This window comes from Bacteroides sp. AM16-24, assembly GCF_003471885.1.
GTDB lineage: Bacteria > Bacteroidota > Bacteroidia > Bacteroidales > Bacteroidaceae > Bacteroides.
On record NZ_QRKI01000015.1, the window covers coordinates 25,705 to 51,093 of the forward strand.

11 protein-coding genes are annotated in these 25,389 nt (G+C 41.0%); 3 read left to right on the forward strand and 8 right to left on the reverse strand.

Annotated elements, in window-relative coordinates; genetic code table 11:
* Positions 1 to 152: 152 nt before the first annotated feature.
* From mutA to DW182_RS16355, 3 genes are all read left to right on the forward strand, one after another.
* Positions 153 to 2,012 carry a methylmalonyl-CoA mutase small subunit gene (gene mutA, locus DW182_RS16345; RefSeq protein ID WP_021967550.1) on the forward strand — a complete coding sequence of 620 codons (1,860 nt, stop codon included), beginning with the start codon at positions 153 to 155 and terminating at the stop codon, positions 2,010 to 2,012.
* A 1-nt stretch (position 2,013) separates the two neighbouring features.
* The gene (scpA, locus tag DW182_RS16350; RefSeq protein WP_007659955.1) at positions 2,014 to 4,161 is read left to right on the forward strand and encodes a methylmalonyl-CoA mutase; all 2,148 of its coding nucleotides are present in this window, start codon (positions 2,014 to 2,016) and stop codon (positions 4,159 to 4,161) included.
* A 182-nt stretch (positions 4,162 to 4,343) separates the two neighbouring features.
* Positions 4,344 to 7,712, forward strand: coding sequence for a glycosyl hydrolase family 28-related protein (locus DW182_RS16355; RefSeq protein ID WP_118296197.1), 3,369 nt, complete (start codon positions 4,344 to 4,346; stop codon positions 7,710 to 7,712).
* A 356-nt stretch (positions 7,713 to 8,068) separates the two neighbouring features.
* On the opposite strand, the gene DW182_RS16360 is transcribed toward DW182_RS16355, so the two are convergent.
* The 8 genes from DW182_RS16360 to DW182_RS16395 form a co-directional block, all read right to left on the reverse strand.
* On the reverse strand, positions 8,069 to 8,506 hold the full coding sequence (locus DW182_RS16360; RefSeq protein WP_118296198.1) for a DUF6078 family protein: 438 nt from the start codon (positions 8,504 to 8,506) through the stop codon (positions 8,069 to 8,071).
* 204 nt (positions 8,507 to 8,710) lie between these two features.
* A complete protein-coding gene (locus DW182_RS16365; protein ID WP_118296199.1) occupies positions 8,711 to 9,973 on the reverse strand; it encodes a DUF4995 domain-containing protein in 1,263 nt (420 codons plus the stop codon).
* Positions 9,974 to 10,012: 39 nt separating this feature from the next.
* A complete protein-coding gene (locus tag DW182_RS16370) occupies positions 10,013 to 12,397 on the reverse strand; it encodes a PDZ domain-containing protein (RefSeq protein ID WP_118296200.1) in 2,385 nt (794 codons plus the stop codon).
* 27 nt (positions 12,398 to 12,424) lie between these two features.
* A complete protein-coding gene (gene hepC / locus DW182_RS16375) occupies positions 12,425 to 14,413 on the reverse strand; it encodes a heparin-sulfate lyase HepC (protein ID WP_118296201.1) in 1,989 nt (662 codons plus the stop codon).
* 222 nt (positions 14,414 to 14,635) lie between these two features.
* Positions 14,636 to 16,330 carry a RagB/SusD family nutrient uptake outer membrane protein gene (locus DW182_RS16380; protein WP_118296202.1) on the reverse strand — a complete coding sequence of 565 codons (1,695 nt, stop codon included), beginning with the start codon at positions 16,328 to 16,330 and terminating at the stop codon, positions 14,636 to 14,638.
* Positions 16,331 to 16,365: 35 nt separating this feature from the next.
* Positions 16,366 to 19,389, reverse strand: coding sequence for a TonB-dependent receptor (locus tag DW182_RS16385; RefSeq protein ID WP_199678604.1), 3,024 nt, complete (start codon positions 19,387 to 19,389; stop codon positions 16,366 to 16,368).
* A 138-nt stretch (positions 19,390 to 19,527) separates the two neighbouring features.
* Complete coding sequence (locus tag DW182_RS16390) at positions 19,528 to 20,934, reverse strand: alpha-L-fucosidase (RefSeq protein ID WP_118296204.1); 1,407 nt, start codon at positions 20,932 to 20,934, stop codon at positions 19,528 to 19,530.
* Between the two features lie 237 nt (positions 20,935 to 21,171).
* Positions 21,172 to 25,194, reverse strand: a complete 4,023-nt coding sequence (locus DW182_RS16395; RefSeq protein WP_118296205.1) for a hybrid sensor histidine kinase/response regulator transcription factor — start codon at positions 25,192 to 25,194, stop codon at positions 21,172 to 21,174.
* Between the last annotated feature and the right edge of the window lie 195 nt (positions 25,195 to 25,389).

Consider the following 25,389-nt stretch of genomic DNA (forward strand, 5'->3'; position numbering starts at 1 on the left):
AAAATCATACTTGCAGAATGTCATTTCTCCATGCGAATTTTACTTAAAAGACCTTGTATTATTAAGTTATTGAGTATATTTGCGAATCCTATTCTAGACAAATAGGTAAATGAAGAGATTACTTATTATCTTTATTAATTATAAAATAAACTATGGCAGACAGTAAAGAAAAACTCTTCTCGGACTTTGCTCCCACCACCACCGAACAGTGGATGGAGAAAGTAACAGCTGACCTGAAAGGCGCTGATTTTGAGAAGAAACTCGTTTGGAAAACAAACGAAGGATTCAAGGTAAAACCTTTCTACCGCATGGAAGACCTCGAAGAATTGAAAACGACGAATGCACTTCCCGGTGAATTCCCTTATCTCAGAGGTACCAAGAAAGACAACAACGAGTGGCTTGTTCGCCAGGAAATTAAAGTGGAATGCCCTAAGGAAGCCAATGCGAAAGCACTGGACATCCTGAATAAAGGTATCGATTCACTGGCTTTCCGTGTAAAGGCAAAAGAACTCAATGCCGAATACATCGAGACTTTGCTTGAGGGAATCTGCGCTGAGTGTGTAGAACTGAACTTCTATACTTGTCAGGGACACGTGGTAGCACTTGCAGAGCTTTTGGTGGCTTACTTCCAGAAGAAAGGTTACGACTTGGCGAAGTTGCAGGGTTCCATTGGTTATGATTTCTTCGACAAGATGCTGGCAAAAGGCAAAGAAAAGGGTGATATGGTGCAAACCGCCAAAGCTCTGATTGAAGCAACTACTGCTCTGCCGAAATACCGTGTACTGAATGTGACAGCTTTGACGCTGAACAATGCCGGAGCATACATTTCCCAGGAACTGGGCTATGCTCTTGCTTGGGGTAATGAATATATGAATCAACTGACAGAAGCAGGAGTTCCTGCTGCTCTTGTTGCCAAGAAGATTAAATTCAACTTTGGTATCAGCTCTAATTACTTCCTTGAGATTGCTAAGTTCCGTGCTGCCCGTATGTTGTGGGCAAACATCGTAGCTTCTTATGATGCCGATGCTCAATGTGCTGCCAAAATGCACATACATGCTGAGACTTCTACGTTCAACCTTACTTTATTTGATGCTCATGTAAACCTGTTGCGTACGCAGACAGAGGCTATGAGTGCTGCACTGGCAGGTGTGGATTCAATGACAGTAACTCCATTCGATAAGACTTACGATGCTCCGAATGAATTTTCGGAACGTATGGCACGCAACCAGCAATTGTTGCTGAAAGAAGAGTCTCACTTCGATAAAGTGATTGACCCTGCTGCCGGTTCTTACTATATTGAAAATCTGACTGTATCCATTGCTAAACAAGCTTGGGAACTTTTCCTGGCTGTTGAAGAGGAAGGTGGCTTTTATGCTGCTGTAAAAGCAGGTACGGTGCAGGCAGCTGTGAACGAAAGTAACAAGGCTCGTCATAAAGCTGTTGCTCAACGTCGCGAAGTGTTGCTGGGTACGAATCAGTTCCCGAACTTTAATGAGAAGGCAGGCGAGAAGAAACCATTGGAAGCTACTTGCTGCTGTGGTGGTCATGATACTTGTGAAAAAGATGTGGCTACACTCAACTTTGACCGTGCTGCCAGTGAATTCGAAGCATTACGCCTCGAAACAGAAGCTTCAGGCAAGCGTCCGAAAGCCTTTATGCTGACTATCGGTAATCTGGCTATGCGTCAGGCACGTGCTCAGTACTCTTGTAACTTCCTGGCTTGTGCCGGATATGAGGTTGTTGATAACCTGGGCTTCCCGACTGTAGAAGCTGGTGTGGAAGCTGCGATGGCTGCTAAGGCTGATATCGTGGTACTTTGTTCCAGTGATGATGAATATGCAGAATACGCTGTTCCGGCTTTCAAGGCTCTGAATGGTCGTGCTATGTTTATCGTAGCCGGTGCTCCTGCTAATATGGACGAGCTGAAAGCTGCCGGTATCGAGAACTTCATCCATGTTCGTGTCAACGTACTGGAAACATTAAAGGAATACAACGCTAAACTTTTGAAGTAAGATGAGAAAAGATTTTAAAAACTTAGATATATATGCCGCATTCAAGCCCGCTAACGGTGCTGAGTGGCAAAAGGCTAACGGCATCCATGCTGATTGGAAAACGCCGGAACACATTGAAGTGAAGCCTGTTTATACAAAAGAAGACCTGGAAGGCATGGAACATTTGGGCTATGCTGCCGGTCTGCCTCCTTATCTGCGCGGTCCGTACTCAGTGATGTACACACTACGCCCTTGGACAATCCGTCAGTATGCCGGATTCTCTACAGCTGAAGAATCAAATGCATTCTACCGTCGTAATCTGGCTTCCGGACAGAAAGGTTTGTCTGTAGCCTTCGACTTGGCTACACATCGCGGCTACGACCCTGACCATGAACGTGTGGTAGGTGATGTGGGCAAGGCCGGTGTATCTATCTGCTCACTGGAGAATATGAAGGTTCTTTTCGATGGTATTCCTTTGAACAAGATGTCTGTGTCCATGACTATGAATGGTGCTGTTCTTCCAATTCTGGCATTCTATATCAATGCCGGTCTGGAACAAGGTGCTAAATTGGAAGAAATGGCAGGTACTATCCAGAATGACATCCTGAAAGAATTCATGGTGCGTAATACTTATATTTATCCGCCTGCATTCTCCATGAAGATCATATCCGATATTTTCGAATATACTTCTCAGAAGATGCCGAAGTTCAACTCTATCTCTATCTCCGGTTACCACATGCAGGAAGCGGGAGCTACGGCAGATATTGAGTTGGCTTATACGTTGGCCGACGGTCTTGAATACCTTCGTGCCGGTGTTGCCGCAGGCATAGATATCGATGCTTTTGCTCCGCGTTTGTCTTTCTTCTGGGCTATCGGTACCAATCACTTTATGGAAATTGCCAAGATGCGTGCGGCTCGTATGCTTTGGGCAAAGATCGTGAAACAGTTCAATCCGAAGAATCCGAAATCACTGGCTTTGCGTACGCACTCCCAGACTTCCGGTTGGTCGTTGACTGAACAAGATCCGTTCAATAATGTAGGCCGTACTTGTATCGAGGCTATGGCTGCAGCTTTGGGACATACCCAGTCTCTGCATACCAATGCTCTTGATGAGGCTATCGCATTGCCGACAGACTTCTCTGCCCGTATTGCCCGTAATACTCAGATTTATATCCAGGAAGAAACTTATATCTGTAAGAACGTTGACCCATGGGGAGGTTCTTATTATGTAGAGTCTCTGACAAACGAACTGGCTCACAAGGCTTGGGAGCTTATTCAGGAAGTAGAAAAACTGGGTGGTATGGCAAAGGCTATCGAAACCGGTATTCCTAAGATGCGTATCGAAGAAGCTGCTGCGCGTACACAGGCTCGTATCGACTCCGGTTCTCAGACTATCGTTGGTGTGAATAAATATCGTCTGGAGAAAGAAGCTCCGATTGATATCCTCGAAATCGACAATACGGCTGTTCGTCTGGAACAGATTGAAAACCTGAAACGCTTGAAAGAAGGAAGAAACGAGGCTGAAGTACAGAAAGCATTGGAAGCTATTACCAAATGCGTGGAAACCAAGGAAGGCAATTTACTGGAACTGGCAGTAGAAGCTGCCCGTGTTCGCGCTACATTGGGAGAAATCTCATATGCTTGCGAAAAGATTGTAGGACGTTATAAAGCAGTAATCAGAACTATATCAGGCGTGTATTCATCAGAAAGTAAGAATGACAGCGACTTCAAGCGTGCTTGCGAATTGGCCGAGAAGTTTGCGAAGAAAGAGGGACGTCAGCCCCGTATTATGGTTGCCAAAATGGGTCAGGACGGTCACGACCGTGGCGCTAAAGTAGTTGCGACCGGATATGCCGACTGTGGTTTCGACGTGGATATGGGACCGTTGTTCCAGACTCCTGCCGAAGCCGCCCGCGAAGCTGTTGAAAACGACGTTCATGTAGTGGGCGTATCTTCATTGGCTGCCGGACACAAGACGTTGGTTCCGCAGATCATTGACGAACTGAAGAAGCTGGGCCGTGAGGATATCATCGTAATTGCAGGTGGAGTGATTCCTGCACAGGACTATGATTTCTTGTATAAAGCCGGTGTGGCTGCTATCTTTGGTCCCGGAACTCCGGTTGCCAAAGCTGCTTGTCAGATTCTGGAAATCTTGATGGACGAAGAATAAATCTTTATTCATATAATTTTAGAGGGGCAGGGTATTGTATTAATATCCTGCCTCTCGCATTTTAAGTATATAGAGATAAAATTAGTTGATTTTTAATGTCATATTAATCTTTTCTTTAATCACTCCGGTGGATATTTGCGACATCATTTCTTTGATATCCGTAATCTAATAATTGATGTAGCATGAAAAAATTATTACTTCTTTTTATCTCAGCTTTATTAGCTGTAAGTGTGCAGGCACAATCGAGTGATAAGCCTGGTAACTGGAAACTGATTGTGTCGGATGAATATCCGGCGGATGACATCGGTGTGGCAACGTATGACGTTGTAGCTGACTTTGGAGCAGATCCTACCGGAGTGAAAGACTCGTGGAGTATTTTCCAAACAGCACTTAATAAACTAGGTGAGAACAGGCGTGGCGGTGTGCTTTTTGCTCCTGCCGGCCGTTACCGTATTACCGGGAAACTTTATATTCCTACAGGTGTGACGCTGCGTGGCGAATGGAAACGGCCGACCAAAGGAGTAGCCATACAGGGAACCATTCTGATGGTAGACAATGCCGGGGGAGATGAACTTGAGTCGAAATCTTTCATCACCATGGAGCCTTCCACTGCCTTGACCTATCTTTCCATTTGGTACCCACATCAGGATCCGGATCATATAAAGCCCTATCCGCCGACAGTGCTTTATGGCCGTGATGGTGTGTGGGGTAATGAATATTGTAATGTCCGTCATGTAACATTGGTAAATTCTTATAGCGGCATTATCCTTTCCAGAAAGAACGGTGGCGGTTGCCCTAATATCTATGATGTATATGGAACCCCACTGAGCCGTGGTATTGAGATTGATAACATAGCTGACGTCGGTCGTTTTGAGCAGATATACTTTTCTCCTGATTATTGGGCAGGTTCAGGGCTTGAAGGGGCACCGAAAGCAGGTTCCGCTTTCACAGATTGGATCTATCAAAATGGGGTAGGTATAACAATGCGTCGTAATGACTGGTCTTACACCTGTTTCGTCGATGTCGAAGGATATAATTGTGGTTTTAAGACCGGAAATAGCATGTCCGGTGACGGCAATCCGAACGGTCATAATTACAGCTTTCATCTGAAAGACTGCCAGACTGGTATTCATGTTGATGGTAGTTCTTCCTCCGGCATTATGTTTACTCGCGTAGAGATGGAGAATTGTGAAAATGGTATCGTTGTATCTTCTGCCGACGGACCTGTTCAGCTTTACGGATGTGAAATATCCGCTCGTGAGAATGCTGTACTTATGGAATCCGGTTCTTCTTCTCGCTTGATGATGGAGCAATGTACTGTAAAAGGGGGAGCGGTGAATAGTATGTCAGGTGATTTTGTCGCTTCGGATTGTGACTTCAATAATACTACTCCGCAAGTTTTCATAGGTTCGGATGCACGTTGCATTCTTAAGGGTAACCGCTTCGCAAAGAAAGCAGATGTTCAAAACAATTCGCTGTTTGAATGTCATATAGATCACACAGCTCTGACAGAGAGGAGCAAGCTGCCGGAATTTCCTGACTTGCGTGTGCCTGAAACAAAACCTGCCCGTGTGGTGCTTTATAATGTCCTCGATTTCGGTATTGAACCTTTCGTTGTGCCTTTCAATTCTTCTACGAATACGCAGAGTATCCAAAATGCGATCCGCAATGGCCTTAACAGTGCGAAGGATGCTACTGCAGCTATACAAAGTGCCCTGGATAAAGCCAAAGCTGATGGGGGTGGTATTGTCTATCTTCCCGGCGGGCGGTATAAGATGCTCGGGACTCTTACTGTGCCTACCGGAGTAGAACTACGTGGTGCAGCCGATTTCGGGAGTATTCCCCGTGGGCACGGAACCATTTTTGAGGTATATGCCGGTAAAGGACAGCCTTCTGGAGAATCATTCTTGAAACTTGAAGCCGGTAGTGGTGTTCGTGGAATATCCATTAATTATCCTGAACAACTCTCTTCCATGTTGCCTGCGATGGCACAGTATCCGTACACCATTCAGGGGAAGGGGAAAGATATCTATATTGTCAACGTCGGCATACGTGCAGCTTGGAACGGACTGGATTTGTTCAATAACAAGTGCGATAACCACTATGTGGACTATCTGGCAGGACATGCTTTCAAGAATGTGATTCGTATAGGCGGAGGTTCGCAAGGCGGTATGGTTAATAACATGCAGTTCAATACCATTGTCTATGCTTGTGGTGCTGAAACAAAATTTGGATCTTGGTCTAATAATGCCGATGCTGATAATGGCAAGGCATACGATCAGAATATGAAGGAACTTCGTTTTATTACGGTGGAAGACTGTACGGATGAGATTCTTTACAATGATTTCCATTACGGAGGATACGAGGGGATTGTGTTCGATAAGTCCGGTGCAGGCAGGGCTGCTTCTGGAAAGGCACTTGGGCTTGGTATAGACGGTTCGATGAATTCTGCCATGTTCAATGCGCTGGGCAGTGCAGGTTTTCCGCTGGTGAATACGCAGTTAGTTGCCCTTGAAGCAAAGAGTACTGCTTTTCCTGATACCCGTTACATTACTTTGGGTGAAACATTTACAGGAAATGCTGAGTTTTATGGCATAGACCTTTGGGGAGGACCCAAACATTCGACTGTTATTAATAATGGGAACTTGGTATTGAATCTGGCCAATTTTTCAACTACTGGTAACGTTTATCATTTCTATTTGCCTAAATCAACCGGAAAGGCCAGGATGCACAATGCAGTAGTAAATATGAAGTCTGACGCCAGTATTGCTAATTCAAGTCATGAGAAGCAGGCATTTGTCGGTGCCAGTGTCCTCGACGTAGAATCGTGGAGGATTAAGTTGATGGGTGAATGGGATTGCAATCTCACGCTTACCCCCGTTTTTGAGGCTACCGATGCCTTGTTGAGCCGTACTAAGTGGAGTATCACCGCCAATGTGAACAATGGGAATGCCCGTAATGCCATTGACAATAATGTATCTACCCGATGGGACACAGGACAATCACAAAAAGCCGGTCAGATGGTTACTGTGAATATGAATGCAGCCAATAAGCTGAACAGAATAATTCTGGATTCTTCAAAAAGTCCCGGTGACGGTCCTGCCGGTTACGAACTGTATGTGAAGAATGGCGCTAACGCTGACTGGAAACTTGTAGCCGAAGGGAAAAACGGTACTTCCGTCCTGATTATCGGTTTCCCGGAAGAGACAGCAACACATTTCAAAATTATCCAGACCGGGACGAAGGGCGGATATTGGTCTATCCACGAGCTCTATGCGGCACTGGTGGATGATACCCCTACAAGTATATCACCGGAGGTTGCCGAATCAGCCGGAGAGATTTATTATTATGACGGTCGGTTGGCTTGGAGTGGATTGAAGAGCGATGTAGACAATCAAGTTGAAATCATTGATTTGTCGGGACGACGCATATTATCACAGCAAGTGAATACTAATTCCCTGCAATTATCCGGCATGCAAGGCGGGTTCTATATTGTGGTGGTCAGTGATGGCACGAATGTGTTGCGGAAGAAACTGTTCTTTAAAGAATAAAGCCTTGACCGGGGTATGATTTTGCGTTTGGTTGATGAGAATTATAAATTGTTTGTTTTTAGTATTTGTGTTGATTCTCAATGTATTGCATTTACCAAATGTTTTTCTGATAATGTAAAAGCATTTACCGTAGTATGTAACGACTTTTACCGCTTATTGTAACGGCTTTTACTTCGGTATGTAACGACCTTTACCTCGGCGTGTAAATGAAGTTACCGTGTGGGGTGAAGGTTGTTACCATGAAATGAAAGCAGCCGTGTCCACGTAAGGTGAAATTCATTCACCTGCCGGGGCACGGCTGTTTGTTTGTAAGATATGACTGGTCGTCCGTTGTATGGTAGATAGCGGAAACCTTGTTACCAGCTATATTCTTCTACATAGCTATCGAAATACTCTTCCTGTTGCAAACCCAACTTCTTGGCCAGTGCCATCACTTTTTGTTGTTCGGAAGGCGACAACAAGGTTTCTCCTTTCCGTTTCTGATAATATTTTCTGATTCCCCACGTGCCTATCAGCCCGTAGCGGAATGTTCCTGATGCACTGACAGCCAGTGCTTCCGTGGTGCGGACAAAACCTTTGGCATAGTGCACTTTCTGGTTGGAACGGTAATATTCGCACTTCCCTGTCCTGGCTTCAATCGTTTTCGGATTCAGTGTAGGCGGAAAAGTAACACTTGCCGGTGTATGAGTGTATGCAATCCGGCGTAGGCAAGTGTCGGCATGAGGGCAATCTGCCGTTGCGCACAGACCAAAGTTATGGGGAACTCTTGAATAATCGAATGATTCTTTTTCCATTGTGTTTTCAATTTAATGATTGTGCGGCAAAGGTACGATATATATCACAGATTGAGGCAGATTATAAAATGATATTCTGTGATATTATGACTCGTTTTTATAAAGTATGTTTGACTGAAATATCAGGATTATCTTTTATAAATAAAAAATCCGTTACTTCCATATCATACATCAGTAACGGATTTACCCTGTCAAACAATCTGATTACTTCGTTAGATTCCTATATCTCTGTAAAGCTTCCAGATAATAGTAGTCTGCATAGTTCAGAGGCACATCTATTTCCGAGCCATGAGGAAGTGAACCGGTGGAGTGCATCAGTACAAATCCTTGGTTGCTGCCTTTCATAGCCAAATATTTATCACTGGAAAGATTTTTCAGAATGGTTTCGGCATAGTCGAAATATTTCTTTCCTTCCGGAGCTAAGGTGCTGAGCTCAAGTAATGCTGAGGCTGTGATGGCTGCTGCCGAGGCATCTCTCGGAGTGCTTTTACCTGCCGGTGCGTCATAGTCCCAATATGGAATGCAGTCGTCGGTAGTTACTCTTTTCATAATCATATCCGCTATGTTTGTAGCTTCTTGAAGGAAAGCAGTATCTTTTGTTTCGCAATAACATGAAGTGTAGCCATATACTGCCCAAGCCTGTCCGCGCGACCAAGCAGAACCATCGTTTTTACCTTGATAAGTACCTTTACTTTCCACTGTGCCGTCATTGTTGTAGCTGATGACATGATAAGAGGTGTAATCCGGACGGAAATGATGTTTCATGGTGGTTTGAGCATGTTTAACAGCCACTCTGTAATAAGTGCTGTCTCCGGTCAGCCGGGTTGCATTAAACAATAAATCCAAGTTCATCATGTTATCAATGATAACCGGAAAATTCCAGTGTCCGAAGTCCCACGAGCGGATACAGCCAATTTCCGGATTGAAACGTGCGCAGAGATTATCTGCTGTTTCCACAATTATGCTTTTAATGCTGTCATTGGGAGCCAGGCGGAGAGCATTGCCGAAACTGCAATTGATCATGAAACCTAAATCATGCGTATCTTTGAAACTTCTTATCGGGTTCAGCAAGTTAGTATATTGGATAGCTTGTTCTTTTAACTTTTCATTTTTTGTCATCTCATAGGCGTACCATAGGCTCCCGGGGAAAAAACCGCTGGTCCAATCATAGATATCGGTCAGATGCCTTTTACCAGTTATTTCAACAGATGGATTAGGTAAAAGAGCTTTTTGGAATGAATCGGGACTTCGTTCCAACTGGCTGGTAAGAAAGTCGATGTCGTATCCCGCCCATACAGATCTGGGGAGCTTTGCAGAGTCAGCAAGCTCATTTGCCGTCAATTCCAATTGATAGGAAGCAACATCTAAAGTTTCTTTTACCCATGATTCCTGATTCATATCTGTTTTCTTTTGACAACTGACGAGCCCCAATAATAGGGCGGCTATAATTGATCTGTTTATTTTCATACTAAAAATTGAATTATAAAATGATTATTACTATACTACTTAATCTTCTGATTGATAAACCACGTTTGCAGGGATTAATATCTGTTTCTCCTTTTGATCTCGGAAAATGATAATTTCCACTACTTTGGTAAAATCAGCCTGTTTTGTGTGTTTTATCATATCCGCCAATGTGTGAATATCGTTTCCTGCCAATGAAAGAATCACGTCATTAGGTTGTATAAAGTCACGTAATGGACTTTCCAATGCATCAACAGCAATGACATATACGCCTCGCTTAGAATCCATTCCGGTAGCGGAACGTTCTTCTTCCGAATCCAGTTCTTTTAAAGACAATCCTGACCAGTTTTTAGTGACTATGCTTTTAGCTTTATGTGCATAAATAGTCGGGAGGGGCATTTGGGGGTGTTTAGCCAGTTGTTTTAAATTAGGAGAAACCACTCCGAACTTATCCATCTCAAGGTTCTTGAAACCACATAAAGGAGTTATCTTTGATATCTCCACAATACTGAAATCGCCAATGAGGGCGTTTTTGAATGTCACGGGATAAACAACAGAATGCTTGTCTGTATGATTTTTAATTGCCTCCTGATATGACAGGCTGTCAGTAAATAAATTGTAATCTGTCTCTGCTCCCCAATCAGAAACTCTGATAGGACGATAAGGACGCATTATCAGATTTCTGACAAATACATCACCACTGTTTTTAAACCATACATGTGGATGGAATGTATTATTCACTATTATATTATTTTCTACAACTCGATAAAAGCCTTCTCTTAACTTTATCCCTCCACTTAAGCAAAGATTATTGTAGATGTGATAATTACTGGAACCATCATCCAGGTCAATATCCCAACCACGGTCACATCTGAATCGGTTGTATCGTATTATATTTTCTTTTTTAGCGTCAAGGAGGATGATATCGGGCTCTGCTGTAACCAAGCTGTCCATTTGGGAACGATTGCTTCTCCAAAAGCGGTCTCTTCCCCAGGAGTTGAGCGAACCGTGATCGCCCGTTTCTCTTACAGTGTTGAAAACATCATTATACTCGATAATATGCCCTCCCCAAGTACCTTCGCTTATATTGATACCTGCACGTGGGGTATGGTAGATGCTGTTGTGACTGATAGTGATGGAGCTGCACATTGATAACTGAACTCCGGCAACTTGTTTTTCGTAAAGCCCTATATGATGAATCAAATTGTCATAGACTAAACATTCTGTTGGATAATTCTCTGTTTTAGAACCGGTGATACGGTCAATCTGTGGTATAGCCACGGATTCTTCATATCTGAATGAAGGAGAACGCACGGCTTCAGGATCACCTACGAAACAAATCCCGCTGGCACCTATTTGAGACAAATGACAACCAGTGACAGAAGATTGGTAGTTATAATTAGAGAAGAGTATTGCGTTACCTCCCAAATTATAAAAATTACAATCTTGTATTCTGCAGTTTTCACTGCCCTCCAATAGAATGCTACCTCCCCGATATATAGCCCAGTCCGAGCGCAACAAGGTCTCATAAGGCTCCATAAAAGTTCGGGTGGTTTGAGTAAACTCAATATCTTTTATAGTAATATTCTGTACCGGTCTTTCCTTACAGCCTCTCAATTCAATCAGATGCTTCAGTTGGGGCGTTTCTAATGTAATCTCTTCCATATTCTCATCAGGCATGGGATAATAATAGAGTATTCTATTTTCTTTGTCATAATACCATTCTCCCGGCGCATCCAGTTCTTCAAATATATTTTCTACCATTCGATTCTGTACATGTCCGGCAGAGGGACGGTTGTTCTGCCAGCCTCCTTCCAGTTGCAGTGTGTTATTCTTGTTCTTTCCAACAATTTGATAATGAATATCTCCCCAGTCTGATGCATGCATGACATGCAGATATCCCCCCTTGGGAGCCTTCCACTTCTTTATCCTTTCAGTGGAAGTGGCTTGAGCTGAGGTACCGTTAAACCTGACTGCAGTAGAGTCAAAATTGGGGTATCGGGCCATTGGACGATAGCTGCCATTGACAAATAGCTGATCCATTATCGCCGATTCCTTAACAGAGGATTTCATGATATTTTTCTTATAATGTTCCCAGTTGGGATGAAGAGTTACTCCGCTTGTAATAATTACTTTTTCTTCAGGATATGCACAAATCGTAAGTTGCTTTTCTCCATTTCCATCTTCGGAAGTTAAAACGAGTGGTTGTTCTAACCGATATACACCTTCACGCAGGTAAATGGTTGTAATTCCATTTTGCTTGCGTGACTCTTGCTTCGCTTTTTCTATACTTAGAAAGGGAGAATCGATGTCTCCTTTTCCTGTATCTTTTCCATTGGGAGACACAAAATATTGCGCCTGTGAGTATGCGTAATTTGTTCTGACAAAGCATAACAGAAACAAATAAATGATGATTTTCCTTCCCATTTTAGTATTGCTTTACCGTTTTACCCTTCACTCTTGTAGCTGACATTTCAGTGTTTTCTTTTTGCCATTTATTTTCACTTCAAGTTCTACGCTGTTTCTTGTTTTTTCTTGAAACTTAGCTGAAATATCAACTTTCTTATTTATATCTTTGACTGGATATATTACAGTTATATAACTCACTGTTTCTTCACTTGTTTTTTCAACATTAAAGGCAAAGGCAGGGCGCTTAGTGCGATGGCGATAGGATGTGGAATACCACCCTTCTTCCTCTTCCATCTTTACTTCTTTATTTGCGAAGCACTGCAACACTACATTGCTATTGCCCTCGTAGGCGGTAGCTAATTTTTTATTTTGAGAATCAATGTTTACTTTTCCGTCACAGAGTTGATAGTGCAGATTTATGGTTCCTTGCGCTGTGCCTATAGCCTCATCTACAATAACGAAGTAAGAAGCATCTATAAAAAAGATGAAACGACGATGCTTAAGTTCCTTATAGCTTGGATTCTCTGTTACCAGTACTTGTATATCACCATCTGCTTTCCACTGCTTGGTTACGGACTGCGTAGTCTCTAAATCCTTGTTGTTTAACGTCAGTGTGTTATGTACGGCTGTCTGTCGGAACCAATTACGGAGTTTCGCTACTTCTTTGTCACCGCCATATACGTATGAGCCTGAATCCGGAAACAGGTTCTTGCCGTTAAACCACAGTTCGAAAGTGCCATTATCGGGTTGACAATGCCATTCTCCCTTTGGACCGGCTTTTATCATCATTATTGTGGCATCTTTATTCCACCCGTTACGAAATGTAAAGAAACCGGACGTTAGGAAGCCTTTCGATAAATTATCCGGTGCTTTGCCTTCCTTCCCCAGTGTAGCAAAATAGCGTATTTGTTCATTGTCAGGGAATAATTTAGTCCAATTCCGGAATCTGTCCCGTGTGTTTTTCCGGCTGGCATCGCTGAAGCACGGGTACGTATAATCAGGGAAATTAAGATTCAGAAAAAATACAATCATATTCTCTACAGTCTTGATATATGATTGTGGAAATTCATTGTGAAATCCATTGGACTCTGCCATGAACAATGCTTTTTGAAATATATCGGCACAAGCGGCATGGTAGCCCAAGTCTAGCTCATACTGACCTCCATCCTCATATACTTGTTTTTCTATTTCCCTATTCAGAATCTTGATACCACTTTCTCTCCATGAAACAGCTTCTTTAAATTCGGGGAAGAAGACACCTGCATAAATCATGCGTTGCGCTTCGAATAATAGATGGTTTCCTTCCGCTGAATAGTTATGAAGCACATGAAAGGCGTGACGCCGGTAGTTCACGAGAAACTCCGTCAGAAAGTCCGCCGTAAATGAAGGTGATGAAAGAAAGAGTGTAAATTGATTGATTTGGTCTGCCAGACGGTGGCTTGTCTCTAATGGACGCCAGGCAAATCGCACATTCTCTGCCACATCTTTGGTTTTACTATGGCTCAGTATCTCATACTCTTGTGCATCAATTTCGAGTAAGGGATTCTTTCGAACCCAGTCTCTATATTGATAGACCCATTCTTTGGCATATTTTTCGTCTTTACTTAAATAATATGCTTTTCCCATGGGAATAAACCACTTATGGCGGTGCAATTGCCAGCGCAGTTCATTATCTTTCACCGGCCAGTATTGCCAATTGATGTCTTTCCCATAATTGAAGGGCCGGTAACCATCATGTACATAAAATGTATGTTCCAATGCTTCGTCTGCCCATTCTTGCTCTTGTTTGCTGATGCTAATACTATCGAGGTTAATGGTAGGATTAATTATGCTTTTGCGATTCTGATAATATTTTAGAAGAGCTTTTGCAGCATCTTCCTCGTTCCCTTCATGATATAGTCGGTTTACCTCTTCCAATCCCGGGTAGTTTAAATCCAGCAAAGTAAATGCATCTTCGTTCAATGATTGTGCCCATACCGTATTAGTAAAAAGACATAGATAAAAGCAGAGTATTATTGTTGGCAGCTTTTTCATATTTATATATGAAGTTAGTATTTATAATGAATATACCTATTTTCTTATGAGATGAAAGAGAGAGAGGAATAAATTGAGTATAATACTGCAAAGTATTCCTCTCATAGATTTTCATAAAAGCATCAAAAAGGATTAGCTTATTTTTCTCCTATTGGGAAAAAATATTTTTCCTATTGGAGAAATAATAAAGCCTGTTATACCACTTTATTTTTTAAACGTTACTTAATAGCCCGGATTCTGTTTCAATAGCGGGTTAGAAGTCATTTCTTGCTCCGGAATCGGGAATAAGTAACAATCTTTTGTAAATTGAAGTGCTGTACTGGAAAATGCTGGCCAACCATCACGCCCTTGTGTCCAGTAATCCTTCAGTTCACTAACCAGAATATCCCAACGTGCCATATCAAACATCATGTGTCCCCACTCGAAACCTAACTCACGGAAACGTTCTTGTTGCAGATATTTCATTAGATTTTCTTTATTACCGGCAATATCTACGCCTTGAATAGTACCGATTTGTTCAACAGAAGGCATATTGACTCTATTTCTTACTCTATTGATTAATGAAACGGCTTTGGGCAAATCATTTTCATGAATACAAGTTTCTGCATATAGTAAAAGGACGTCTGCATAGCGCATCACAATCATATTCATTGGGCTGTAGCCACTTTTTCCTCCGAGTTTCCCAACGATGTATTTTACTACGCAATGATTGCTGGTTTTAGAATATCTGCTCTTGAAGTTTGCATTGTCTTGCCCTGTCTTCTGTATAAACTCTTCAACGGCAGGTGAATCCTCATACCAAACTGTATATTTCAAACGGGGATCTCTGATTTCGTAAGGTGCAGTGGCATTAAATTGCGGATCCTTTGACTCATAGTTGTAATTGAATACAGGACCGGGAGTCGCATCTGTACGGTCAATATATGTGCTGGCTACTTTATACCCATTAAGAGTCTCAAATAAGTCACAGTAGTATTCAGTTGGTTCCAGATAACCAAATCCTCCTTTGAAATTCATATTCGCTTCGGCGGGCGGATTTATAAAGTCCATGAAGCGGTTCATGGCATATTGTCCCGTGGCAGTGGGGCGGGATGGATCATATTGAATTTCATAAATGGATTCTATTCCATTTTCACCGTCTGGCCAGAATTGATCATAATAGTGAGGAGTTAAGTCATAATCAGCATCCTGCACATCAACCAATGCTGCAAATTCCTTTTTTGCGTCTGTCCATCTTTCTTCATATACGTACACTTTCCCTAAAAATGCTTGGGCGGCACCTTTTGAAGCACGTCCCAGGTTGGCTGTGCCACGATATTCTTTAACAGAGGGCAGCAATTGTTTTGCCTTCTCAAAATCTGCAATAATCTGAGTGATGACTTCTGACTTTGGAGTTCTGGGCTTTAAAACTTGGTCATAACTAACCTGCGGTTCTGTGAATAGGGGTATATCTCCAAATAGAGTAACCAAGGTGAAATAAGCATATCCACGTATAAAGTAAGCTTCTCCCAATGTTCTGTCGAACACCTGCTGGCTAACGTTAGCGGGCTTTTCCGTATTAGTGAGAATATTATTGGCGCATGCGATTCCTTTGTACATATTCTGCCAACATTGGCGGGTGAAATCCAGGCTGGAAGAAACCATCGGGAGACGTCCGTTGTATGGATTGAATACACCGCAACGACTGGTTGCCGTTTCTCCTGCAAAAGGAGTAATTCCATCAATCATCGGAAAGAATTCTGAGGGATATCCGGTCATGACCGAATACATACCATTGGCTGCTGCTGCAAAATCATCGTCAGTTTTGAAGAACGTTCCTGCAGTCAATTGATTCTGAGGATAAGTTGTCAGGAAGTCTTCGCAAGAAGACAAGAGCATACTTGTTATTATCCCTATTATTAAATATATCTTTTTCATATTTCTCTATGTTTTATGTTTGGAGATGATTTACATTAAAATTTCAATGAAAGTCCCATTGATACAGATTTACTTACCGGATAGTATCTCACAGTGCCATCCTGTTGGGTACTGGTGGTTTCCGGGTCGAATCCTACGTATTTTGTAAACAAGAAGGGGTTTACCGCATTGAAGAAAATGCGCAGGTTACTAATCCTCATCTTCTGTGTGAAACTTTGGGGTAAAGTATAACCTATCTGAATATTCTTTATACGGAAGAAACTGGTATTCTGCATTACCTTTTTATGACCTTCCGGGGCATTGGTACCGAGCCCTGCCATTGCAGGATATTTACCGGAAACAGTTACATTGCCATCTTCGCCAACAATAGTACGATTGTCGAAATATTCTTTATAAATATTGCAGAACCTGGGGCTTATTCCGCCATAGCTGTTATCATAGTAGAGACATTTTTTTGATTCTCCACTCGTGGCTATAGAAAGGTCGATACCTTGCCATTCTGCCGTTAGATTAATTCCATATACTAATTTGGGGTCACGGCTACCAAGGAAGGTTTTATCTTCTGTATCTATTTTGTCATCTCCGTTGGTATTTTGGATGATATAGTTACCCGGACGAATGTCACCATTCGGTTTTACGCTGTTATTGACTTCATCCCAGTTTTGATAAATGCCTATTGTCTTATAGCCAAAATAAGAATTGATAGGATATCCTTCTTTAATCCAAAGGTCATTTTCTATTTGGAATGGAGCTACCCCTCCCATATTTGTCACTTCATTTTTATTGTGTGCAAGGTTGATGGATATGCCATAATGGAATTTTTTAATATTGTCGTTCCAACTTGCACTGATTTCCCATCCGCGATTCATCACCTCACCGACATTAATGACGGGGCCATTTAAATATCCTGTAGAATAAGGAATGGTAGCGGTAAACAACATATCATTTGTACGTTTGTCATACCAGTCAAATGTAAAATTCAGCCTGTTGTCCAATACTGTTGCATCAATACCTACATTGGTAGTGGTAGTACTTTCCCATTTGATATCCTTATTGCTCATGTCTGTCTGGTAATAAGCCGGATATATCGCATTAGGGGCTCCTAAAGGATAACGGTCGGTCAGTTTGTAACTACTTACCCATGCAAATGACTTGATATTGGCATTTCCCAAAGTACCATAGCCTATTCTTAGCTTTAAATTGTTCAGCCAGGAAATCTTTTTCATGAACTCTTCCTCACTGATGCGCCACCCGATTGATACAGAAGGGAATGTACCCCATTGGTTGCCCGGTGCAAATACTGACGAACCATCTCTTCGGATATTGGCCTGGAAGAGATATTTACCCATATAGTCATAATTCACTTGTCCGAAAAGAGAAACTACGGAATTTTCTGCCATACTGCCATTTAAATAATCAATGGTGTTACCTGCATCAATTACACGCAACTCATTACCGGGAAAGCCTGTTTTCTTACCGGAAAGATTCCCTGATTTAGCTTTCTCCGCTGTAAATCCGGCAAGTACTCCTAAAGTATGCTTTTTTGCAAATATTCTGTTGTAAGTAAACAACTCTTGTATCTCCCATTTCTGACTATCTGAATAGTTGCTGATAGCTTCAGCATTAGCTTCTGTGTCATAAATGCTTTCAGGAGTTTCATAATCATACACTGTATAACTGGATTTCCAATAGTTCTTTTTGCTCCATATATACTGTTGATTATAAACAGATTTAAATTTCAGTCCTTTGAGGATTTCCCATTCCAGGAAAAAGTTTGCTCGAGTGGTAAAGGTGTTACCTTCAATCAGTCTTACGTAGTTTGGGTCGCTGAGGTACATCATGGACAAAGGCATAGCCTGCCCTGCATCATACTGTCCGGAGAGACTACGAAGTGGAAGTCCGTATGAACCATCAGGCATATATTGTGGAACGCTTGGATGCATGAGTAAAGCGTTTTTAGAATAATGATAGATATCCTCACGGCTATCAGTATTGGCGATACTGGCTTCTATATTGACTCCTATTTTAAATTTCTTGTTGAAGGCATAATCAAAATTTGAACGGAAATTAAAACGGTCATAATCTGTCAGGTGGATGACCCCTTCTTGCTTGATATATCCGGCTGAAATAGCATATTTTGCCTTCTCGGTACCGCCTTTCATGGAAAGATAGTAGTTTTGTATGGGAGCATCATTCTTATAAGCATAATCCCACCAGTTGAATCCTTTGCCGAGGGTCTCAGGCGCATGATTGCCACTCCAGGGCAGAGTCTGATTGCTCCATGCGGCTTCTTCGTTCTGTTTTATTGCCATTTCTGTAGCATTCAGCACATCTGGCATGTGAGAAACGCTTTGCCATCCATATTCAGCGGAAACTTCTACCTGCATAGCTCCTGTTTTCCCCCTTTTAGTGGTGATGAGGATAACGCCATTGGCGGCTTTTGAACCGTAAATAGCTGCTGATGCCGCATCTTTCAGTACGGAAATGGTTTCGATATCCCTCATGGCAATGTTGTCTAATGTTCCCTCAAAGCCATCAACGATAACCAATGGTTGTGTTCCTGACATGACTGAGCCTATACCTCGCACTTGGATGTTGGATGCAGATCCGGGAGCACCATCTCCTGCTGTGATTTGTACACCTGGTAGTTTCCCTTGTAATGCTTGTGCGGAACTGGTTGCTGTGATTTTAGTCAATTCTTCACCATTAACGGAAGATATGGCACCGGTTAAGTTCACCTTCTTCTGTGCAATATATCCTGTTACGACTACCTCATCCAGTATTTCTGTATCTTCTTTTAAAATGACAGAGATTTCATTTTTCCCTTCTACAGATATTTCTTGTGTAATATATCCGATGAATGAAATGACGAGAACTCCTTTTTGAGGTGCATCAAAACTAAATTTGCCATTTATGTCGGTAATAGCTCCAATTGTCGTCCCTTTGATAGAAACATTGGCACCGGTTATAGGGCCTTGACTGTCTTTTACAACACCTGAGATTCTTCTGTTTTGCAAGATATTCTCAATAGAGTTCCGCTCTGTTAATGCTGCTGACACATCATTTGCCTTAGTTTGTCCTGGGAGGCAACAAGCGCAAGTTAGTAACGAAAGCATGAGCATTCGTTTTGTGTAAAATTTTCTCTTGTTCATAATTTTTTTAGTGTTAGTTTATGTATTAGAAATTAGTGTTATTTCTTATTGTGCCTTATTGAAACGGAAAACCAAGGATTCTTCTTTTATTCCTTTGGGTAGAGTGATTCTTGTTTTTCCGTTTCTACAGGTATATTTCATCTGCTTTCCGTTTTGCAGCAGCGTGATTTTACCGGTGGGGATATTGCCTTCCCATTCGATGTATGCGGGGAGTTTTTCATTTTCAGGGAGTGCGTAAATTGCATATAACGTTTTTCCGTTTTTATTGGCTGTAAACCAGGTGTTCCCGAAATGATAGTTAGGTGTTGTACGTGTATCATAGATGGCTGTACCATTCTTATGGAGCCATTCGCCAACTTTTTCTAAGCGTTGGTATACGATGTCATCGATATTGCCTTCTCCATCAGGACCTACATTCAATAGAAGGCATCCCCCTTTGGCAACCACTTCTGCCAGAGTGTTTATTACCCATTCTGAAGTTTTGTATTTTGGATTAGGATTCCATCCCCAGGTATTACTGAATGTTATGCAACTTTCCCATGGGAAATTCTGCTGTTCTTGCGGAATTGCTTGTTCTGGAGTTTGGTAATTCTCATTTCTACCGGGAATGGTTCTGTCAACAGTAATTAATCCGGGTTGTTTTTTGCGGGCATTCTGTATTATTTCATCTAACTTAATATCTTGTTGAGGTTTTCTTACCCATCCGCCGTCTAGCCAAAGAATATCGATTTTACCGTAGTCAGACATTAACTCATCAATCTGATTGGCAGTATATTCTTGATATTTAGCCCATTTTTCAGGGTATTTCTTAAGGTCGTAATTGGGATTGCGCGTAGGGGTTGCAAAAAACGGATCCCAATAATTTTCATTGTGCCAGTCCGGTTTTGAGAAATAAGCTCCAATCATGAAGTCTGATTTGCGAAAAGCTTCAAAGACATGGTAGGTAATATTGCTGTATTTTCCTTTCTTATACGGCCCTTTGGTAACGGTATAATCTGTATATTTGGAGTCGAACATACAGAAACCGTCATGATGTTTGGTAGTGAATATCAGATATCTGAATCCTACTTTCTTCATAAATGTAGCCCATTCGGTTGGCTCAAAACGGCTTGGTTTGAAGGATTCGGATAATCCCCAATACCATTTCTTAAATTCACAATAGGTACTTCCCGGAAGTGCTTCTCTGCGACGATCTGTAAACCATCGGTCTTCTGAACACAATGCCCATGATTCTGCAATGCCGGGAACTGAATATATTCCCCAATGAAACATAATGCCAAATTTTGCATCTTGCCACTTTTCTATCTTCTCTAATACGGATGGATCTGTGGGCCATTCGTATTCTTTGGAGGTTTCGTGAATAAAAGTTTGCTCTTTAGTGACCAAATTGTTTTGACCATTCACAATAAGTGATAAACTGATCCCGGTTAATAAGGTTAATAGTTTTTTCATTGTCTCGTTTAAATGGAGTTATTATTAATGTTTTTCATTATTCCTGCTTTTTTGTTTGATGTAAAGGTAGGGGTTGTTTTTTTATATTCGCTTTGCTCTTGTAGAAACGACTTGAGGTATTGTATAGAATGCTTTTATTTTTGTTGAAGTAGCTTTCGTTTTTGTGTAATATATACTTAAATAGCCTGTTTACAGGCTATTTAAGTGGAAATATGAAGTGGATTTTCAATTTCTTTTTTAGGTTTGGCTATGATTGCTTTTGCCGTTTTTTCCATATTCTGATGGCAGGCAACCAAAATATTTCTTGAAACTTGTAGCAAAGTAGGAAGGTACGTAACCAACCATGCTACTAATTTCAGACACTGTATATTTCCCTTCTTTTAGCAATTTGCAAGCATAATTGAATCGCATCTTGCGAATAAATTCATTGGTCGATTCACCAGTCAATGCCTTCATTTTAAGGTGAAGGTTGGAACGACTCATACACATCTCACGGGCGAATTCGTCTGTTGTAAATTCGGCATCATCCATGTGCTTTTCCATAACTTCAACCGCCTTTTTTAATAAATCTTCGTCTAATGGGTTGAGTGCTATTTTTTCGGGCTCGATTTCTAAAGATTTGGAGTAATATTCTATAGCGCGGTGCCGTGTTCGGAATAAATTCTTTATTTTAGTCGTAATCATAACTAACGAAAACGGTTTGGGGATATAGTCATCTGCTCCTACTTGTAAACCTTCCAATTGCTCTTTAAAATCAGTCTTAGCAGAAAGAATAATGACGAGGATATGGCAAGTGCGCAAATTTTGTTTAATGAGTTTACATAGTTGTATTCCATCCATGACGGGCATCATTATATCGGTCAAAACAAGGTCTACTTCTTGTTCTTTTATTATAGCTATTGCTTCTTCTCCATTTTGAGCTTTTAGGATTTGGTAATTTTTACCTAACTCGTCGCTCAAGTATTGTAGAATATCGATATTGTCCTCCACGATCAATATGCTTTCTTTATTATTTTTATTTGTCTCAGTTATGTCTTCTTTTTCTTGTATGTCTCCTGTCTCTGTAATGTACATATCTTGATTGTTGGTTGTATGAACTTCAGTTTCTTGTTCTGTGGCTTTTTCTTCAGGTTTATAGACAGACTCGTCTGTTGGTAAAAATACAGAAAAGACACTCCCAACACCCTCTTGGCTTTCCAGTTCAATCCTTCCATGATGCAAATCTACTAATCGCTGTACTAAGGATAAGCCAATACCGCTGCCCAGATGTTCGTTATCTACTTGGTAGAAACGTTCAAAAATTCGTTCTTGTTTGTCGTTAGGTATACCACTTCCAGTGTCTTTCACCTGAAGTAATAACATATCATTCTCCTCTTTCAGTGTTATAATGATGCTTTTTCCTTCCCCAGTGTATTTAAAAGCATTGGAAAGCAGATTGTTGGTTATCAATTCCAGATAGCTGGGGTCACAGAGGATGTTTTGTCCTTCTACTTCAGAGTAGAAGTTATAGTCTATTTTTTTATATTGAGCCATTTTCTGGTAAAAGAGAAAACTCTCTTCAATAGTTTGGTGAATAATATTGTATTTAACTTTAAGGTTAAATACGCCTAATTCAGCACGTCGGTAATCCATTAGTTGGTTTACTAGGTGCAGCAATCGATTCGTGTTTCGTTGTATATGTTCTAGCTGTTTATGTATCCAGCGGTCGCTCACCTTATCCATAATTTCTTGTAGAGGAGCAAGGATTAGGGTGAGTGGAGTACGTAACTCGTGTGAGATGTTGATAAAGAAACGTAGCTTCATTTCGTTTACTTCCTTTTGTTTCTCTTTGTCCATGCGTTCCATTTGGAGTTGCATCTTCATATTTTTTCGCATCCAGAAATATCGAAAGATGAAAGTGAAAATCATTATAAGAACAAATCCCAATAGTAAGATAGCCCACCATGTTTTATACCATACAGGTAGAATTATAATTTCCAGTTCGGTTGGTTTCTCATTCCATTTTCCGTTGTTGTTGGACGCTTTGACAAGAAAGCGATAAGTGCCGTGTGGCAGATTTGAGTAGGAGGCTGTACGCAAAATATCTGAGTAATACCATTCTTTATCGTATCCATCCAATTTGTATGCAAATGTGTTATGATTGCCGGAAATATAATTTGAAACAACGAATTCCAGCGAAAACACTGATTGGGCAGCTGTTAATGTAATGCTTTCCGTGATATTGATATTTTTTTGTAGTATACCGGAATCGTCACCGGGAAGGACTGTTTTATTGAAAAGTCGTAATCGCTTGATGACAACCGGTGGAGTATAGGGGTTATCCATTAATTGATCTGGATGAAAAGTAGTAATACCGTTAATTCCTCCGAAATACATTTCTCCATTTTCAGTATGGCAGAAAGAATTATTAGTGAATTGGTTACTCTGCAATCCGTCGTTATCTGTATAATTCCTGATTTTTTCTGTTTGCGGTTGGAAGCGACTCAATCCTTTGTTAGTACTTATCCAGAGTTCTCCATAAGAGTCTTCCAGAACCCCGTGCACTATATTGTTGGGAAGTCCGTTGGCTGTAGTGTATTGCTTGAATTCTTTCTTATTTATATCATAACGGTATAGACCACTTCGGGTACTTATCCAAAAAAGACCATTGTGAGATTCGTATATACTGTTGATAAAATTATGATTGACCGAAGAACCTTCAGGCAATAATAAAATACTCTTTAGCTCGTCTCCGATTTCAATATAGGTACTAATCCCTTTTTCACCGCAGAGCCACAAGCGCTGTTCACTGTCGCGGAAAATAGTAGTAATATGATTCGTCTTTATTGCCTTTTTGTCTTGGTCAGTGGCATAAGTTATGAATCTCTTCTTATGTGGATTAAAGCGTACAATAGAATCAAGTGTACTTATCCAAAGGTCTCCGTTGTTGGCTGGCACTATGGAATATGCGTGTTTTATATTGGAATTGTACGTTTCAATGCGTTTGGAATGGCGGTGCAGGATACTAATCCCTCCGGCATGTGTACCAATATAAACTAAATTTTTAGTTTCGTCTATATAGATTGTTTTTATATCATTTGATCCTAATCCTTCTTTTTGAGTGTAATGGGTAAAGGTGTTTGTTTCTTTGTTGTAGTGGTTCACTCCTCCGCCGTTAGTACCTATCCATAGCCCTTTTTGTTTATCTTCTATGATGCATGTGATTACATTATCGTTTAGCGAGTTCCGTTCAGACATATATCGTATGTTTTGGAAACAACTTTTGAGAGGGTGATAGTAGTTCAGACCTCCAAAGTAAGTGCCAACCCACATGCCTCCCTGAGAGTCCATAAAGATACTTCGAACGGAGGTTTGTGATAAACTTGTTTGTTTTTGCAGATCTCGGTCATAGGTGGTGAAAGTATCTTTTTCTTCGTTGTAAATATTGAGCGCGGTAAAAGTTCCTACCCATAATTGATTCTGCTGATCAGTGGCAAGTACACGTACATAATCAGAACTGAGTTGATGTTCTCCTCTTTTACGATATATGTTGGTTGCTAATGTCTGTGGATTGATGCGGAAAAGTCCTTTACCTTCTGTTGCTACCCATAGACGAGTAGAAGATTGTTGCAAAATAGCTAATATTTCCGTTCCTCTTAGTTGTGGAATAGGAAAAGATTTTAATGTGTTGCCGGATATGGAGTAAATAAATACACCTTGTCGTGGGGTACCGATGTAGACATTATCTCCTTCTCTTTTGAGACATGTGGCGGAAAGTGATACTAAAGATGTTGGAAGTTTATCAACGCTGAATGTATGACTTTCTGTGTTAAAAAGAAATATCCCTTTTTCTGTACATATAAGAAGTTCTTCTGAATTAATTTCTTCAATATCAATAATCGGTATATGTTCATCTTTAATTGGATAGAAGTTCACAAAATGATCTCTGCCCGAAGCATAGAGCGAAAGTCCTTCTTCGGTTCCCGCCCAAAGCCTTTTTTGACTATCTATTTTGAGAGTTCGTATAATATCTCCTGATATGCTGGCTGTATAATTCTCATTGTGCTGATATACGGTAAAAGTATATCCGTCATATTTGTTTAGACCATCGTAGGTGGCAAACCACATATTTCCTCGATCATCTTGTACAATGTCAAGTATCGTACTTTGTGATAATCCTTGCTCAAGTCCAATGTGGACAAAGTTTATTGTGTTTGAGAACTGAGCATATATTGGAAATGCTGAGAAAAAGAAAATGAGGTATACGCAAAGTCTTGTCATAATTAAATTTATAGAGAAACATTGTGAAACAAAGATATAAATAATCGGGGAAAGACCAATAGATAGGCTGAAAATAAAACATGTGCAGAACGTGCAGTGGAAATAAGTAATTGATATGACATTTTCCTCATAATTTTATTTCTTAATGTAATAAGATGCTGAATTTTTATTTGTAAAAATATGCATAAAAAAGGT

Excerpts from the sequence above, each read along its gene's own strand:
- mutA (WP_021967550.1), top strand. The coding sequence starts at position 153 with ATGGCAGACAGTAAAGAAAAACTCTTCTCGGACTTTGCTCCCACCACC.
- scpA (WP_007659955.1), top strand. The coding sequence starts at position 2,014 with ATGAGAAAAGATTTTAAAAACTTAGATATATATGCCGCATTCAAGCCC.
- DW182_RS16355 (WP_118296197.1), top strand. The coding sequence starts at position 4,344 with ATGAAAAAATTATTACTTCTTTTTATCTCAGCTTTATTAGCTGTAAGT.
- DW182_RS16360 (WP_118296198.1), bottom strand. The coding sequence starts at position 8,506 with ATGGAAAAAGAATCATTCGATTATTCAAGAGTTCCCCATAACTTTGGT.
- DW182_RS16365 (WP_118296199.1), bottom strand. The coding sequence starts at position 9,973 with ATGAAAATAAACAGATCAATTATAGCCGCCCTATTATTGGGGCTCGTC.
- DW182_RS16370 (WP_118296200.1), bottom strand. The coding sequence starts at position 12,397 with ATGGGAAGGAAAATCATCATTTATTTGTTTCTGTTATGCTTTGTCAGA.
- hepC (WP_118296201.1), bottom strand. The coding sequence starts at position 14,413 with ATGAAAAAGCTGCCAACAATAATACTCTGCTTTTATCTATGTCTTTTT.
- DW182_RS16380 (WP_118296202.1), bottom strand. The coding sequence starts at position 16,330 with ATGAAAAAGATATATTTAATAATAGGGATAATAACAAGTATGCTCTTG.
- DW182_RS16390 (WP_118296204.1), bottom strand. The coding sequence starts at position 20,934 with ATGAAAAAACTATTAACCTTATTAACCGGGATCAGTTTATCACTTATT.
- DW182_RS16395 (WP_118296205.1), bottom strand. The coding sequence starts at position 25,194 with ATGACAAGACTTTGCGTATACCTCATTTTCTTTTTCTCAGCATTTCCA.